This is a genomic window from Massilia sp. WG5, from assembly GCF_001412595.2.
Lineage (GTDB): Bacteria > Pseudomonadota > Gammaproteobacteria > Burkholderiales > Burkholderiaceae_D > Telluria.
The window spans coordinates 4130449-4147752 of sequence record NZ_CP012640.2; the positions used below are offsets into that span (position 1 = coordinate 4130449).

At 67.4% G+C, this 17304-nt stretch carries 8 protein-coding genes; 3 read left to right on the plus strand and 5 right to left on the minus strand.

Going from position 1 to position 17304, the window contains the following annotated elements:
- The first annotated feature begins 1 nt into the window (after position 1).
- Positions 2 to 709 carry an alpha/beta fold hydrolase gene (locus AM586_RS18435; RefSeq protein ID WP_047826574.1) on the plus strand — a complete coding sequence of 236 codons (708 nt, stop codon included), beginning with the start codon at positions 2 to 4 and terminating at the stop codon, positions 707 to 709.
- Here AM586_RS18435 and AM586_RS18440 read toward each other — a convergent pair.
- The 3 genes from AM586_RS18440 to AM586_RS18450 all read right to left on the minus strand — a co-directional run bounded on the left by AM586_RS18440 (position 694) and on the right by AM586_RS18450 (position 11684).
- Positions 694 to 3948 carry a DUF4214 domain-containing protein gene (locus AM586_RS18440; RefSeq protein WP_047826575.1) on the minus strand — a complete coding sequence of 1085 codons (3255 nt, stop codon included), beginning with the start codon at positions 3946 to 3948 and terminating at the stop codon, positions 694 to 696. The two genes, AM586_RS18435 and AM586_RS18440, sit on opposite strands and share 16 nt — an antisense overlap.
- 106 nt (positions 3949 to 4054) lie before the next feature.
- Positions 4055 to 10129, minus strand: a complete 6075-nt coding sequence (locus tag AM586_RS28900) for a type I secretion C-terminal target domain-containing protein (RefSeq protein ID WP_060566656.1) — start codon at positions 10127 to 10129, stop codon at positions 4055 to 4057.
- A 79-nt stretch (positions 10130 to 10208) separates the two neighbouring features.
- Positions 10209 to 11684, minus strand: coding sequence for a catalase (locus AM586_RS18450; RefSeq protein ID WP_047826577.1), 1476 nt, complete (start codon positions 11682 to 11684; stop codon positions 10209 to 10211).
- Positions 11685 to 11898: 214 nt separating this feature from the next.
- Between AM586_RS18450 and AM586_RS18455 the strand changes: the two genes are divergently transcribed.
- Complete coding sequence (locus AM586_RS18455) at positions 11899 to 13281, plus strand: HD-GYP domain-containing protein (protein WP_047826578.1); 1383 nt, start codon at positions 11899 to 11901, stop codon at positions 13279 to 13281.
- A gap of 101 nt (positions 13282 to 13382) precedes the next feature.
- Here the strand turns inward: AM586_RS18455 and AM586_RS18460 are convergent, their stop codons facing one another.
- The gene (locus AM586_RS18460; RefSeq protein ID WP_047826579.1) at positions 13383 to 13811 is read right to left on the minus strand and encodes an organic hydroperoxide resistance protein; all 429 of its coding nucleotides are present in this window, start codon (positions 13809 to 13811) and stop codon (positions 13383 to 13385) included.
- 130 nt (positions 13812 to 13941) lie between these two features.
- Positions 13942 to 14796: a CAP domain-containing protein gene (locus AM586_RS18465; RefSeq protein ID WP_047826580.1), complete on the minus strand. Its 855-nt coding sequence runs from the start codon at positions 14794 to 14796 to the stop codon at positions 13942 to 13944.
- A gap of 161 nt (positions 14797 to 14957) precedes the next feature.
- On the opposite strand from AM586_RS18465, the gene AM586_RS18470 reads away from it, so the two are divergent.
- Positions 14958 to 17039, plus strand: coding sequence for a M13 family metallopeptidase (locus tag AM586_RS18470; protein WP_047826581.1), 2082 nt, complete (start codon positions 14958 to 14960; stop codon positions 17037 to 17039).
- Positions 17040 to 17304 lie beyond the last annotated feature (265 nt).

Consider the following 17304-nt stretch of genomic DNA (forward strand, 5'->3'; position numbering starts at 1 on the left):
CATGTCCCTCCTGCTCGTCCCCGGCTTCATGGCCGATGAAACCCTGTGGCGCGACATGGAAGCGCCGCTGGCGCGCTTCGCGCCGCTGCATTACGCCGACCTGCGCCACGACAGCTCGATCGAGGCGATGGCGCGCCGCGCGCTCGAGAATGCGCCGCCTTCCTTCCTGCTGCTCGGCTTTTCGATGGGCGGCTACGTCGCCCGCGACATCGCGCGCCTGGCCCCGGAGCGGGTGCAGGCGCTGGTCCTGGTCGCGACCTCGACCCGCCCCGATACGCCCGCACTCCGGCAGCGCAAGGGCGCGATCGGCAAGGCCGCGCCCTCGATCGCCTTCAGCGGCTTGAGCCGTACCGCGGTCGCCACCTCGCTGCATCCGAAGGAGCGCGACAACGAAGCGCTCATCGAGCGCGTGCGCGCGATGGGCATGCGCCTGGGAGGAGAAGTGTTCCGGCGGCAGTCGATGCTGGAACGCCCCGGCGACCTCGATCGGCTGGACGAGATCCGCTGCCCGACGCTGGTGGTGGCGGCGGCCCAGGACCAGCTGCGCAGCCTCGACGAGGCACGCGAGCTGCAGGCCGGCATTCCCGGCGCGACCCTCGAAGTCATCGAGGACAGCGGCCACATGATCCCGATCGAGGCGCCGCAGCGCCTCGCCGGAGTCATCGTGCCCTGGCTGGCGCGTTACCAGCTACCTCAAGCCGGGGCGTAGGGCGCGTAGGGCGTGTACACGATGCCGTTGCCGATCAGCGCGGCCACGCCGTCCTGGTTTTCCGGGCTGTCGCTGAAGAAGGCCAGCACGTAGGGCAGCGTCGCCTGCTTGTTGTCGAGGATGCCGACCCAGTAGGCGTAGCCGCCCGCATCCGGCTCGCGGTGCAGGATGTTGTGGTACAGGCGCAGCACGATGTCGGCATTGCCGGGCGCGCTGCCGTACAGGTCGGCGAATTCCTTCGAACCCGCGAAGCCGGCGGCGATGTCGCGCAGCGAAGCGTCATGGTCGAGCCGGTCGATCCAGTAGCCGAGGCCGGCCAGGTCCGGCGTGCGGTCGAAGGCGGCGCGGTAGATCCGGTAGGCCTGCGCGGCGACGCCGTCGATGTCGAGCGCGACCGCCTGGTCGGCAAACGCGATCCTCTCCACGCCCTGCAGGGTGTCGTTGCCGTCGTTGCCGCTGCTGCCGCTCCTGCTGCGCTGGTCGGCCACGTGCCAGCCGCCGGCGTCGTGGCTGATCTTGTAGTCGCCCAGCTTGCCGCCGTAGGTGGCGGTATCGCGGCCGTCGCCGCCGATCAGGGTGTCGTTGCCGGCGCCGCCGTGCAGGATGTCGTCGCCGGCGCCGCCGGTGCGGATCACGCCCGGGGTGGCGGGGAGAGGCGGCGGGGTGACCACCACGGGCGGCGTAACGACCGGCGGCGGCGGCGGTGGTGGTGGCGGCGTGACGACGACCGGTGGCGGCGTCGGATCGGTTGGCGGTGTGGCCGGCGCGCTGGGCAGGTCGACATGCTGGACGAAGTTCTCGGCTTTGAGGTCCGCCACGTGCACGCCCTTCAGGTACAGCAGGTTGCTGAAGTAGGCGTCGGAGGCCGACATCGTCGCCTGCAGTACCGTGTACTCGCCGTTTTGCAGCAGCTTCAGTTGGCCGCTGGCGAAAGGCGTGTCGGATTTGTCGAGGCGCGCCAGCACCTGGGCCAGGTCGATCAGGTCGCCGCCGGCGCCGGTCTGGAAATCGGCGACGATATAGGGGTAGGCGTTTGCTTCGAACACGTCATGTCCCGCGCCGCCGATCGCGGTGACGAGCTGCTTCTCCGACGTCCAGTTGCCCACGCGGAAGGTGTCGTTGCCCGCGCCGCCGTCCAGCACCAGGTCGAAGTCGCTGCCGCCAGGGAGGACTTCGAGCAGGTCGTCGCCGTCGCCGCCCTCGAGGACGGTATGGCCGCTGGCTGCGGCCAGGTGGTCGTTGCCGGCCCCGCCCAGCAGGGTGTCGTTGCCCTCGATGGCGACCAGCTTGTCATTGCCGGGGCCGCCGTCGAGCAGGTCGTTGCCGCTGCCGTCGATGAGCCAGTCGTCGCCGTCGCCGCCCTCGATCACGTCGTCGCCGGCGTCGCCGGACAGCACGTCGTTGCCGCCGCCGCCGTGGATGGTGTCCGACAGGATGCCGCCCGTTAGCGTGTCGGCGCCGGCGCTTCCCTCGATGAGCTGCCCCTTGCTATTGCCGTCGATATTCCAGCCCTGGGTGTTTTCCGGCGTCAGCTTGCCGATCTTGAAGTTCTGCAGGACGAGCAGATCGCGGAAGGCATAGGTTCCCGCCGCCCCGTCGCGGTCGTACTGGAAGACCGTGTCGGCGCCGCGCTGGATGACCTGGTAGTAGCCGCCGGAAAAGGGCGTGACGCCTTCCCAGTGCATGCCGAAGATATCCAGGACGTCGCCACCGGCGCCCCCTTCGAAATCGGTGATGATGACCGAGTCGCCCAGTGCGAAGGGGTAACCGGTGATGGTGAAGACATCGCTCCCTGCGCCGCCGGACAGGTGCAGCACCATGTTTTGTGCGAATGAAAGGTTGGCGATGATGGTGTCGTGGCCCGCGCCGCCATTCGCCTCCACGGTCTTGTAGTCGCGCGTGGCGGTGCCGGGGACGTCGCTGATCCACAGGGTGTCGTCGCCGTTTCCGCCGTCCAGGGTGTCGCTGCCGGACAGGCTGTGCAGCTCGTCGTTGCCGTCGCCGCCGGACAGCTTGTCGTTGTCCCTGAGCGCCGCCCATCCTCCCTGGTTGACGGCACTGTCGAACAGGATGTCGTCGCCGGCGCCGCCATCGAGGACATCGTTGCCGGGATTGCCGTACAGGACGTCGTTGCCGTGGCCGCCGGTCAAGCTGTCGTCGAGCCAGCCGCCGTCGAGCCGCCCGCCGCCGTCGGGGGCGGCCAGCCGGTAGCCGGTCAGGCTGCCGTCGGGATTGAAGCCGTTCCAGAAGTTGTCCGGCGTGAGCGTCGTTTTGTCGACGTTTTTCAGGAGGAGCAGGTCGACGAAGGTCCCGGGCCTGGCGCCATTCAGGGTACCCGTGATTGCCGTGTCGGCGCCGCGCTGCTCGACCCGCAGGCTGCCATACTGGGCATCGAAGGGCGTCGGCCCGGCATAGCCGGAAAAGGCCGACAGGTCGATCAGGTCGCCGCCCGCACCCGCCTGGAAATCGTCGATCGTCACGCCGACGCCGGAAGCCGAGCGCATCAGGTAATAGGTATCGCTGCCGCCGCCGCCGTGGGCGAGCACGGCGGTCGCGGGCTCGTTGAGCAGGAAGGAGATCCTGTCGTTGCCGTCGCCGCCGTCGATTTGCAGGGGCGCGGCGGAAGACGGGTCGTTCCACTCGATCGACACCTGGATCGTGTCGTCGCCGCTGCCGCCCTTGACGGTATGCCCGAGGCCATGCGTCTGCAGGGTATCGTTGCCGGCGCCGCCATCGAGCAGGGCGTCGACGCCCATCACCGTCAGCAGGTCCTTGCCGGCGCCGCCGTCCAGCGTATCGTAGCTGCTTGCCGACAGCGTGTCGTCGCCGTCCGTGCCGGTCAGGTGAAGGGGTGTCCGCTCGAGCGCCGTAGAGAACTGGAAGGCTTGCGGCCTACCGCCATTGAGCGGGTTCCCGGACAGGTCGGTCAGCGCGCCGCTGTCCAGGGTGAAGCTGTACCGGGTCTCGGGGGCGAGCACATTGGCAAGGTGCAGGATGAGCTGGTTGCCCGAAATCTCGGCCACTGGGTTGCCGTCGATGGGGCCATTGAACAGCGCCGGCCTGTTCTCCGGGGCCACCGAGATGCTGCCGCCACCCGCGCGGATCGCTTCGCTGAAGACCAGCACCAGGTCGTGATTGGCGGCTTGCCAATCCCTGGGCCAGATGATCAGGGAGGGTGGGGTCGTATCGACGGTATCGGCGCCGCCGCCGGACAGCGCGCTGCTTCGGATGGTGGCCATAATGATGTCTTTTTTATAAAAATATCACTATGAACCAGCTCATCCATACAGTCCAGAACTTCTTTTAAATGAAGGACTTAGTGAGATTTTGTGATATTTCTTTGTGTCATCCTCCGTAGGGCGTGTACACGATGCCGTTGCCGATCAGCGCGGCCACGCCGTCCTGGTTTTCCGGACTGTCGCTGAAGAAGGCCAGCACGTAGGGCAGCGTCGCCTGCTTGTTGTCGAGGATGCCGACCCAGTAGGCGTAGCCGCCCGCATCCGGCTCGCGGTGCAGGATGTTGTGGTACAGGCGCAGCACGATGTCGGCATTGCCGGGCGCGCTGCCGTACAGGTCGGCGAATTCCTTCGAACCCGCGAAGCCGGCGGCGATGTCGCGCAGCGAAGCGTCGTGGTCGAGCCGGTCGATCCAGTAGCCGAGACCGGCCAGGTCCGGCGTGCGGTCGAAGGCGGCGCGGTAGATCCGGTAGGCCTGGGCAGCGACGCCGTCGATGTCGAGCGCGACCGCCTGGTCGGCAAACGCGATCCTCTCCACGCCCTGCAGGGTGTCGTTGCCGTCGTTGCCGGCGCTGCTGCGCTGGTCGGCCACGTGCCAGCCGCCGGCGTCGCGGGTGATCTTGTAGTCGCCCAGCTTGCCGCCGTAGGTGGCGGTGTCGCGGCCGTCGCCGCCGATCAGGGTGTCGTTGCCGGCGCCGCCGTGCAGGATATCGTCGCCGGCGCCGCCGGTGCGGATCAAGCCCGGGGTGGCGGGGGGCGGCGGCGGGGTGACCACCACCGGCGGCGGGGGCACGACGACCGGCGGCGGGGTAACGACCGGCGGCGGCGTGAACAGGGGGTTGACGTGTTCGACGAAGTTGTCGGCGGTGAGCGTCGATGCCTGGACGTTTTTCAGCGTCAGCGCGGTCTGGTAGTAGGTTCCGAAGCCGCCGCCGTCCAGGTCATACTGCAGCAGGGTGTCGCTGCCGCTCTGGATCAGCCGCATGTAGCCGGTGGCGAAGGGGTTGCTGCCTGGGGCCGCCGGGTCGAGGCGCTCTGCCAGTTCGATCAGGTCGCCGCCCGCGCCGGCCTGGAAGTCGGCGACGGTATAGGGTGTCAGGACATGGAACACGTCACGTCCGCTGCCGCCATAGGCCGTGATCTGGCTGCCCTGGCCGAGCACCAGGTGGACCGCAATGGTGTCGTTGCCCGCATCGCCGCGCAGTGTCGCCGTGATTTTTTCGGGGTAGGTGTTTCCCGTCAGTTCCAGCAGATCGTCGCCGTCGCCGCCTTCGAGCACCATGGTGCCGCCGTTCGCGGCGATCAGGTGATCGTTGCCGCTGCCGCCCTGCAGCAGGCCGCCGCCCCAGCCGGCGTCGAGCAGGTCGTCACCGTTGCCGCCGACCAGCGTATCGTTGCCGGCGCCGCCGAACAGGCTGTCGTTGCCGTCGCCGCCGCTGATCGTGTCGTCCAGGGCGCTGCCGTTCAGGCGGTCGGGCAGCGGTGTGCCGTCGAGATGCAGTCCCGCGGTCGAGCCATCCGATGGCCAGCCGCCCGTGTTGTCGGTCGTCAGGTCCTTCCTGTCGACGTTCTTCAGGATGACGAGGTCGCGGAAACCGCCCGCGCCCAGCGGACCGTCGGCATCGTAGCGGAACACCGCGTCGGCGCCGCGCTGCTCGACCTGGTAGTAGCCGCCGGAATAGGGCGTGATGCCCGACCAGTCCCCGCTGGCCAGCAGGTCCAGCATGTCGCCGCCGGGGCCGGCCTGGAAGTCGCTGATCGTGATGCTGCCCTTGAGCTGGTGGGCATCGAGATAGAAGAGATCCTGTCCGGCGCCGCCGCTGAGTTCGACAGTCGCCTGCGATTCAAGCTGCAGGACGACTTCGAAGCGATCGTCGCCGTCGCCACCGCTCGCGTGGATGGTGCTTGCGCCGGGGGACGCGCCCGGCAGCAGCGGCCCGGACCAGATCAGCAGGCGGTCGTTGCCGGTGCCGCCGTCGAGCGTGTCGTTGCCGCTCCAGCTGTACAGCGTATCGTTGCCGGCGCCGCCCAGCAGGCGGTCGTTCCCCGCCACATCGGCGGCGGAGATGTCGGTCTCGCGTTCGCCGGCGATGGTGTCGTCACCATCGCCGCCATCGATGATGTCGTTGCCGAAGCTGCCGCTGAGCCAGTCGTTGCCGCCACCGCCCGTCAAGGTATCGTCGAGGTAGCCGCCGCGCAGGGTATCCGCCGCGCCGCTGCCGATCAGCGCCAGACCCGTATGCGAGCCGTCGGGATTGAAGCCGTTCCAGAAGTTGTCCGGCTTCAGCATGGCGCTGTCGACGTTCTTCAGCACCAGCACGTCGATGAAGCCCTCGGCGCCGGCGCCGTCGCGGTCCACCTGCACCACTGTGTCGGCGCCATGCTGGACCAGCTGTACCCGGCCCCCGGGTCCGAACGGCGTGCCGCGCTCGTCGGGCACGATGCCGCGCAGGTCGACCAGGTCGCCGCCTTTGCCGACCTCGAAATCGGCGACGGTGATGGCCAGCTTCGGCGAGGCCTGGTTGACGGCGAAGGTATCGCTGCCGCTGCCGCCGCGGATGGTGACCAGGGTGTCCGCATCGGGATCGAGCGCCACCTGGATGAAGTCGCTGCCGGCGCCGCCGTCGATGCGCAGCAGGCCGTCCGAGGGAATGCCGGTATAGCGTTCGGCGGCGGTGCCGGCGGCGATCATGTCGTCGCCGTCGCCACCGTCCAGCATGCCTTTCCCGGTGTGATACAGCCTGTCGTTGCCGAGTCCGCCGATCAGGGTCGATTCGCCATCGGCATCCAGGACGTCGTCGCCGTCGCCGCCGTCCAGCGTATTCTGGCCGATGCCGGCGGCCAGGACATCGTTGCCGGCGCCGCCGAGGAGGAGGTTGGCGCCCGCTTGTGCATTCAGGTTGTCGTAGCCGTCGCCGCCGGACAGGGTGTCGTGGCCGCTTTCTCCGATGAGGATGTCGTTGCCGGCATTGCCTTCGAGGATGTTATGGCCGAGGCCGCTGTGGATGTAGTCGTCGCCGGCGCCGCCTTCGATGGTGTCGTCGAGCATGCCGCCGGTGAGCGTGTCCCGGTAGTCGGTGCCGATCAAATGGAAGCCGGTGGACGAGCCATCCGGCCGGATGCCGAGCGGGAAGTTATCGAGCGTCAGGTCTTTTGCCGATACGCCCTTCAGCACGGCGATCGTCACGAAGCCGCCCGCGCCGGCCGGTCCGTCGTCGTCCAGGTCGAGCAGGGTGTCGCTGCCGCTCTGGACCAGGCGCAGCCGGGTGTCCGGGCCGAAGGGGTTGGTTTCGGGGAGGTTCTTCATCATCGACAGCACGTCGAGGATGTCGCCGCCCGGTCCCGCCTGGAAATCGCGGATCGTCAGCACACCGGCCGGCGCCGCGTAGACGCGCTCGAAACGGAAGGTATCCACGCCCGCGCCGCCGCTGGCGAGGACGATGTTGTCGGTGCTGAGGCCGTGCAGGCGCAGCGTGATCGTATCGTTGCCGGCGCCGCCGTCGAGGTCGAATTTGTAGGCGCCGTCGTAACCCAGTTCGGCGGTGATATTGTCGTTGCCGATACCGCCGGTCACGGTGCTGTCGCCGAGGCCGACGCTGATCAGGTCGTCGCCCGCACCGCCGTCGACCGTCGTGCTGGTCCTGACATACGGGTTCGCGAACTGGCTGGCATTGATGCTGTCGTTGCCGGCGCCGCCGCGCAGGATATTGCTGCCTTCGCTGTCGAGGAGGAAATCGTTGCCGTCGCCGCCGTCGAGGACATCGTTGCCGGCGCCGCCGGACAGGGTGTCGTCGCCGGCGCCGCCGTCGAGCGTGTCGTTTCCTTCTTCGCCGCTCAGGTAGTCCCTGCCGGCGCCGCCTTTCAGCATGTCGTTGCCGAGGCCGCCCCACAGGGTGTCGCCGTAGAAGGTCTGCTCGTCGCCGCCGTCCAGCCAGTCGTCGCCCGGGCCGCCGCGCAGCAGGTCGGCGCCGCCGCTGCCGCCGCTGATGGTGTCGTCGAGGCCGTTGCCGCTCAGGGTGTCGTCGCCGGCCCCGCCGGTCAGCACCAGGCCCTTGCTGGTGCCGGAAGGGTCGTAGCCGCCGATGATGGCGGTGGCCGGCAGGGACGCGAGGCTGACGCCGCCGAGCGTGACCAGCAAAGTCGGACTGGCGGCATTGCCGGCGGCGCCGTCGGGGTCATAGTAGATGCGGGTGTCGGCGCCGGCCTGCTCGGCCTTCAGGTAGCCGAGGGCGCCGAAGGGATTGCCGCTCAGGCTGGCTGGCAACAGGGCCTGCAGGTCGAGGCGGTCGCCGCCGGCGGCGGAGAAATCGCTGATCGTGAGGTCCTTGGCGTGGCCGTCCGGAGCGTTCTGCAGCCGGAAGGTATCGGCGCCGGCGCCGCCGCTGGCCCTGACCTCGTCCGAGCCGTGCTGGAACACCAGCAGGTCGTTGCCGTCGCCGCCGAGCACCTGCACGATGTGCACGGGCTGGCCGCGGCCGCCGTCCACGACCGTGATCAGGTCGTTGCCGATGCCGCCGTCGAGGGTGTCGTTGCCAGCCCCGCCCTGCAGGACATCGTTGCCGGCACCGCCGCGCAGCAGGTTGTTGCCGGAGGAAGAGACGGTAAGCGTATCGTTGCCGTCCCCGCCATCCAGCAGGTTATTGCCGGCACTATCGAATAGCCGGTCGTCGCCCTTGCCGCCGGCCAGGCTGTCGTTGCCGTCGCCGCCCCACAGCTGGTCCTGGCCGTCGCCGCCGTCGAGCAGGTCATTGCCGGCGCCGCCTGACAGTGTATCGTCGCCGCCCAGGCCGCTGATGGTGTCGTCGCCCAGCATGCCGCTCAGATTGTCGGCCAGGCCGGTGCCGGTGAGCATCATGCCGATCGACGACCCTGCGGGGTCGAAGGCGCCGACGAAGTTGGCGCTGGTGAGCTGCCCCGGCGTCAGTCCCGCGAGGTGCAGGACGGTCAGGTAAGCGCCGTCGGCGGACGAGATGCGCGACTGCAGCAGCGCTTCGCCATCGCCGGCAAGCAGGCGCAGGTCGCCGTTGCCGAAGGGGTTGCCGCGGTAGGACTCGCCCAGCAGGTACGTCAGGTCGATCAGGTCGCCGCCGGCGCCGGGCTGGAAATCGCTCACGTCGATCGGGGTGTCCGTATCGGGCCAGCCGACATGCCGGAGAAGCACGTAGGTGTCGGCGCCGTCGCCGCCGGCGATGTGCACGTGGCCGGTCGTACCCGCGCGGTAGAGCAGGGTGATGCGGTCGTTTCCTGCGCCGCCGCTGACGCTCGAGTCAGGCGCGCCGGAGGAGCGGATCTGGAGGTCGATGGTGTCGTCGCCCGTGCCGCCGATGTAGTTGGCGTCGTTGGTGCCGTACAGCCAGTCATTGCCGGCGCCGCCGTCCAGGGTGCCGCTGCCTGCCGAGATATCGTCGAAGAAATCGGTGGACTGCAGCGTATCGTTGCCGTCGCCGCCGAGCAGGAGGTTGGTGCCGGAGAAATCGGCCAGCCAGTCATTGCCGGCGCCGCCGTCGAGGAAGTCGTTGCCCGCGCCGCCGCCGAGGCTGTCGTCATGCAGGCCGCCGAAGAGCTGGTCGTCGCCGTCGCCACCCAGCAGCCTGTCGATGCCGCTGCCGCCGTTCAGCGTGTCGTTGCCGGCGCCTCCATCGAGGACATCGTTCGCTTCGAACGACGCCGGCTCATCGCCGCCGTTCAGCAGGTCGTTGCCGCCATGGCCGTAGAGGACATCGTTGCCGGCGCCGCCCGACAGCGTATCGGCCAGGTCGCTGCCGTGCAGGGTGTCGGCACCGTCGGTCCCGTGCAGGTCGAGGGCCACGGGGCTGAGGCCGGACTGGAAATAGTAGGGCGACGCATTCGCGGTGAAGGGATTGCCGGCCAGGTCCTTGACCACGCCCGTCTCCAGTTTCACGTTGTAAGTCGTCGCATAGCTCAGCGGCTGCGCCAGGTGCAGGGTCAGCGTGTTGCCGGCGATGCGGATGCCTGGATCGGTGGCGCTGGCGCTGAACACGACCTGGCCGTGCTCCTGATCGGTGAGCGTCAGCAATCCGCCGCCGGCCTGGATGTCTTCGCTGAAGGTAAAGACGAGGTCACCATCGGCCGGCTGGCCGTATTCTGGGAAAGCGACAAGGACCGGTGCGGTGGTATCCGCCAGGTCCGCCGCACTGCCCGACATCGTTCCGAGCGTGGTCATGGATAGTTATGATTTTTATAAAACATCACTATCGCCCAGCTCGTCAATATGGTCCAGAAATTTCTTTCAAATTAGATAGTTAGGTGAGATTGTGTGAGTTTTTGCCGCCGTCAGACAGCCGGTAAATCGCCTCCGCCACCCCATGCCCATACGCCGGATCGGCGCGCAGGAAGTGCCCGATCTGGCGGTCCTGGGTCACGGCGTCGGCCTGGCCCAGCGAGCCGGCGATGTTCTGGATCAGCTCGCGCCGGCCGTCCTCGCCGAGCAGGCGGAACAGGTTGCCGGCCTGGCTGTAGTGGTCGTCGGTGGCGCGGGTGTCGTAGCGGCCGGCCGCGCCTTCGAGCGGCCAGCCGGCGTCGCCGTGGCCGAAGCCGCCGGCCGCCGGGGTATCCGCACGCACGGGATCGTAGTTGGCGCTTGCGCCGCCGTTGGCGATCGCCATCGCGCCGTCGCGCTGCTGGTTGTGGAAGGGGCAGCGCGGACGGTTCACCGGCAGGTGCTGGTGGTTGGTGCCGACCCGGTAGAGCTGGGCGTCGTGGTAGGCGAACAGGCGCGCCTGCAGCATCTTGTCCGGGCTGTAGCCCATGCCGGGCACGATGTTCGAGGGCGACAGCGCGGCCTGCTCGACATCGAGGTGGTAGTTGTCCGGGTTGCGGTTCAGTTCCAGGATGCCGACCTTGATGCGCGGGAAGTCGCCCTGCGGCCATACCTTGGTCAAATCGAACGCGTCCCAGCCGGTACGGGCTTCCCAGGCGGCGCGCTGTTCGTCGTCCATCACCTGGATCTCCACGCTCCAGCGCGGATAGTCACCGTTGGCGATCGCATTGAACAGGTCGCGCTGGGCATAGTCCGGGTCGGCGCCGGCCAGGCGCACGGCCTCGGGCGCACTCAGGTTCTTGATGCCCTGCAGGGTCTTGAAGTGCCACTTGACCCACACGCGCCGGCCTTCGTCGTCGATCAGGCTGTAGGTATGGCTGCCGAAGCCGTCCATGTGGCGGTAGCCGTCCGGGGTGCCGCGGCCCGAGAACAGGATCGTCACCTGATGCAGGCTTTCCGGCGCCTTGCTCCAGAAGTCCCACATGTTCTGCGCGGACTTCAGATTGGTCTGCGGATCGCGTTTCTGGGTGTGGATGAAGTCGGGGAACTTGATGCCGTCCTTCAGGAAGAAGGTCGGGGTGTTGTTGCCGACCAGGTCCCAGTTGCCGTCCTCGGTATAGAAGCGCAGCGCGAAGCCGCGCGGATCGCGCTCGGTGTCGGCCGAACCCTTTTCGCCGCCGACGGTCGAGAAGCGCAGGAAGGTCTCGGTGCGCTTGCCGATTTCGCTGAACAGCTTCGCTGTCGTGTACCGCGTGATGTCGTGGGTGACGGTGAAGCTGCCGTAGGCGCCCGAGCCTTTCGCGTGCACGACGCGCTCGGGAATGCGCTCGCGGTTGAAGTGCTGGAGCTTTTCGATCAGGTGGAAGTCCTGCAGCAGGACCGGACCGCGCGGGCCCGCGGTGATCGAGTTCTGGTTGTCGGCGACGGGAATGCCGGAGGCGGTGGTGAGGATCGTCATGGCGAGGTTCTCGTTTCTCGTTATATCTATCGATTATTTGAAATCAATAGAATCGGTTAATGTGAAACGATGGTAAGCCAGCTGGGCGATTTGCACAAACTATCTATTTCTATTTGATTCATAGAAAAAACAAATGTAGAGCTGCATCGGCATTGGCGTACTCTATTTCCTTAAATCATCAAATTTTTCTCCTGACGCAATTCAGTCTCCCATCATGAAAGCCGAATTTCTCCCCGCCGCAGAGCTGAAACTGTCGGAATTGATCGCATCTCTCAGCTACGCCCTCGACATCACGGAAGGCCAGCCGGCTGGCCACTGCGTGCGCGCGTGCTGGATCGGCATGCACATCGGCCGTCAGGCCGGCATGTCCGAGGACCAGTTGTGGGAGCTTTACTACACCTTGCTGCTGAAGGACCTGGGCTGCAGCAGCAACGCCGCGCGCATCTGCGAGCTCTACCTGACGGACGACCTGAACTTCAAGCGCGACTACAAGACGGTCGGCGACAGCCTGCCGCAAGTGCTTGGCTTCGTGCTGAAGCACACCGGGCTGAAGGCCGGGCTGGCCGAGCGCTTCCGCAGCGTGATGACGATCCTGCGCGACGGTCCGGAAATCGCGCGCGAGCTGGTCGCCACCCGCTGCCAGCGCGGCGCCGAGATCGCGCGCCTGCTGCGCTTCCCGGAGGGTGTGGCGGACGGTATTTATTCGCTGGACGAACATTTCAATGGCAATGGCAAGCCGGCGCGGCTGGCGGGCGAGGCGATCCCGCTGTACTCGCGCATCGCCCTGCTGGCGCAGGTGATCGACGTGTTCCATGCCGAGAGCGGGCGCGAGGGCGCGCTGAAAGAGGCGCGCGCGCGCTCGGGACAGTGGTTCGACCCGGCCCTGGTGCAGGCTTTCGAACAGGTGGCGCAAGCGGACGCCTTCTGGGCCACGCTGGCCGGGGACAGGGTCGACGAGGCGGTCACGGCGCTGCAGCCGGCCGGGGCGGGGCGCCAGCATGCGCTGGACGACGACTACCTGGACGACATCGCCACCGCCTTCGGCCAGGTGGTCGATGCCAAGAGCCCGTACACCAGCGGCCACAGCACGCGAGTGGCGCTGTACACGGACATGATCGGGGAGGCGCTGGGCCTGGGGCCGGAACGCCGGCGCTGGCTCAAGCGCGGTGCGCTGCTGCACGACGTCGGCAAGCTGGGTGTCAGCAACAGCGTGCTGGACAAGGCGGGTGCGCTCGACCGCGCCGAGTGGGACGCCGTCAGGCAGCATGCCGCGTTCACGGAAACGATCCTGGGACGGATCGGCGCCTTCCGCGAGCTGGCGGCCATCGCCGGCGCCCATCACGAGCGCCTGGACGGCAGCGGTTATCCGCGCGGGCTGGCGGCGGCCGAGATCCGTATCGAGACGCGCATCATCACCACCGCCGACATCTTCGACGCGATCACGGCCTCGCGGCCTTACCGCGGCGCGATCCCGATTCCGCAGGCCCTGGAAATGATGGGCAAAACCGTGGGAACGGCGCTCGATCCGGCCTGCTACGACGCCCTGGTGCGGGCGGTGGAGCGGGTGCCGTTCCCGGAGGCAGCCGTGCCGGTGTGAGTGGTCAAGCCGCCGGCCTCGCTGGTGTAGGCGGCGTTTTGATGATGAAAAAGGCGACAACCCTGCGGTTGCCGCCTTTTTCATGTGCCCTGCGAACAGGCTTACATGACCGTCAGCGTGACGTCGATATTGCCGCGGGTCGCGTTCGAGTAGGGGCAGACGCCGTGGGCGGCTTCGACCAGTTCCTGGGCGGCGGCGCGGTCCATGCCCGGCAGGCTGACCGCCAGTTCCACGGCCAGGCCGAAGCCGGCGGGGATCGGGCCGATCGAGACGCTGGCGTCGACGGCCGCATCGGCCGGCACGGTCAGCTTCTTCTGGCCGGCGACGAATTTCATCGCGCCCATGAAGCAGGCCGAATAGCCGGCGGCGAACAGCTGTTCCGGGTTGGTCGCATCGCCCTTGCCGCCCATTTCCTTCGGCGGCGCCAGGCGCACGTCCAGCAGCTTGTCGCTGGAGACGGAGCGGCCTTCGCGGCCGCCGATGGTGTGCGCCTTGGCGGTGTACAGGACTTTGTCGAGCTTGGTGGTCATTGCGTTACCCTTTCGTTGGTGAGTGTTTCGTGTGCATCGATGGGATGAATAATAGCGCACAATTAGATAGCGCGCTATTTATCTTCTCGATAAGCACGATAGATTAAGGTAATCGCGTTTTCCGGGCGCTTCAAAGCGGGCGGCCGAACATCTGGGTCCAGTACAGCGTACGGTTCTCGCTGGCCGGATTGACGGCATACGCCGCGCCCATTTCGGTGACCGCCGGATTCATGATGTTGGCGCAGTGGCCCGGGCTGTCCAGCCAGCCGGCCACGACTTCCGCCACCGTGCGCTGGCCGGAGGCGATGTTCTCGCTGATCTGGCGCCAGCGGTAGCCGGCTTGCGTCGCGCGGGTGGACGGATCGCTGCCGCCCGGTTCCTTGTGCTTGAAATAGCGCTTCATCGCCATGTCCCGGCTGTGGCCGAGGGCGGCGCGCGCCAGGATCTCGTTCCAGGTCAGGGGAGGGGCCGCGCCGAAGGCTTGCACGCCGCAGCTGCGCGGGGTAGCGCGCGCCGCGTTGACCAGGGCCAGCAGCTCCTGGCCGAACGCCGACGGGTCGGGCAGGGCGGGGAGGACCAGCGGCCGGGCGAGCACGACCTGCCACTCCTTGCCGCGGTGCGCCGTGCCGACCACCGAGAAGTCGCCGCTCAGCAGCTTGCCGCAGTAGTGCTCGCGCAGCACGGCCAGCGCCGCCGCCGCGTCCTCGGGTCCCGTCACCGTGATCGCCTCGGCCTGGGCGGTGGCATAGCCGGCCTGCTTGAGCGCCGATTCCAGGAAGGTGCCGGCGCCGATCCGCACCGAGGACAGCGCCGGCTCGGCGGCCAGCGGCGCGGCCGGCGCGGCGGCGCGGCCCGCGCAGGCGCCGGGCGCGGCGCGGTAGGCGTTGATCAGGGCGGCGAGCTGGTCGCCGTCATGCGCGCGGGCAGCGGGCACGCACAGGGCCGCGGCGCAGGCGGCGGTCAGCAGACGGGGAAATGGGGGCATGGAAGGGGCAGGAAAGATCTTTACCTGACATGGGGCCGGCAGCCGCGGAATCAAGCCGGCCGGGCACTGTATGGGCGCTCATATGCATCGAAGAAACCTTGGCACAGGGCGAAGTTTAAATTAGGATCGGCAACCCCCGATTCACCCATGGAGACAAAACAATGAAGCGTACCCTGTGCAGCGCCCTGATCGCGGGCCTGTTCGCCGGCCTTGCCCACGCCGGCGCACCTGCCGCCAACCCGGCGGCAGACGCACCTTCCGCAGCCCCGGGTCAGGCGGCAGCGCATGCCCGCTCCGGCGTCGACACCGGCGCCCTGGACGCCGCGGTACGCCCGCAGGACGATTTCTTCCGCTACTCGCAAGGCAAGTGGCTGAAGGACGTCGACATTCCCAACGACCGCTCCAGCTGGGGCGCCTTCAACGTCGCCCAGGACAAGGTCGAAACCCAGATCCGTACCCTGATCGAGCAGGCCTCGCAGGACAGGAATGCGAAAGCGGGTTCCGACACCCAGAAGATGGGCGACTTCTACGCCAGCTACATGGACGAGGCGCGCCGCAACGCGCTCGGCCTCGCGCCCCTGAAGGCGGAACTGGCGCGCATCGACGCGCTGAAGGACAAGAAGGCGCTGGCCGTGCTGGCCGCCCGCTTCGAGCGCCTCGGCGCCGGCTCGCCCGTGAGCATGGGCGTCCACCAGGACAACAGGGATTCGACCCGCTATATCGTCGACATCTCGCAGTCCGGCCTCGGCATGCCCAACCGCGACTTCTACCTGCAGGACGAAGCCAGGCTGGCCGACACCCGCGCCAAGTACCAGGCCCACGTCGAGAAGATGCTGGCCCTGGCCGGCCACCAGGACGCGGCGCGCGAGGCGAAGGCCATCGTGGCGCTGGAAACCGCGATCGCGAAGGCGCAATGGAGCGCCGTCGAGAACCGCGACCCGGTCAAGGGCTACAACAAGATGAAGCTCGCCGACCTGGCCAGGCTGGCGCCGGGCTTCGACTGGGCCGCCTACCTGAAGGACTGCGGCGTGGCTGGCAAGGCGAACGAGGTGATCGTCAGCCAGCCCTCGTATCTGCAGGGCCTCGACAAGATCATCGCCGCGACGCCGGTCGAGACCTGGAAGTCCTACTTCGCCTTCCGCCTGATCAGTGCCTACGCGCCTTACCTGTCGCAGCCTTTCGTCGACGAGAGCTTCGCCTTCCGCGGCACCGTGCTGACCGGCGCCAAGGTCAACCGTCCGCTGCAGAAGCGCGCGATCGCCGAGATCAACCGCGACCTGGGCGAAGTGGTCGGCAAGGTCTACGTGCAGAACTACTTCCCGGCCGAGCGCAAGCAGCAGGTCGAGGAGATGGTCCACAACTTCCTGCTGGCCTACAAGGAGCGCATCGATACCCTGGACTGGATGACCGATGCCACCAAGAAGCAGGCGCAGGCCAAGCTGGCGAAGATCTCCGTGAAGGTCGGCTATCCGGACAAATGGCGCGATTACGCCGCGCTGGCGGTCAAGCGTGACGACCTGGTCGGCAATGTGATGCGTTCGCGCGGCTTCGCCCACGATTTCGATATCAACAAGCTCGGCAAGCCGGTCGACCGCGGCGAGTGGGAAATGACCCCGCAGACCGTGAACGCCTACTACAGCCCGGAAAAGAACGAAGTCGTGTTCCCGGCCGCGCGCCTGCAGTCGCCGCTGTACGATGCGGACGCCGAACCGGCGATCAACTACGGCGCGGTCGGCATCTCGATCGGCCACGAGATCAGCCATGCCTTCGACGACCAGGGCGCGCAGTACGACGGCGACGGCAACCTGCGCAACTGGTGGACCAGGGAAGACGGCGAGAAATTCGCCGCCAAGGGCAAGGTGCTGGTCGCGCAGTACGCCGGCTACAGCCCGGTCGAGGGCTACCACCTGAACGGCGAGCTGACGCTGGGCGAGAACATCGCCGACAACGCCGGCGCCATCATGGCCAGCCGCGCCTACCGGATCTCGCTGAAGGGCAAGCCGGCCCCGGTCATCGACGGCTACACCGCGGAGCAGCGCATCTTCATGGGCCTGGCCCAGGCCCGCCGCGGCAAGGCGCGCGACGCCGCCCTGATCGCGCAAGTGAAATCGGACCCGCACTCGCCATCCGAATTTCGCGTCAACGGCAGCCTGCGCAACCATCCGGGCTTTTATGAGGCCTTCGATGTGAAGCCGGGAGACAAGATGTACCTGGCGCCCGAGGAGCGGGTGATTTTCTGGTAAGACTGATCAGTCCGTCGTTCCCGCGCAGGCGGGAACGCACGCTCTGTTTGATCTGACAGTACGACAGTACATATGCAACTCCGGATCCCCGCCTGCGCGGGGACGACGCATTTGGATCGATTGTTACGTGATGCGTAACAAACAATCCCTTCCACCCCTATTTTTCCTTTCGATGCTGGCAATTACCATTTGCTTGTCAGCAAAACGCCCACAACAAAGCGACTGACGTGCCACCGTCGCCAGGTGGCACACCAGAACAACGCAC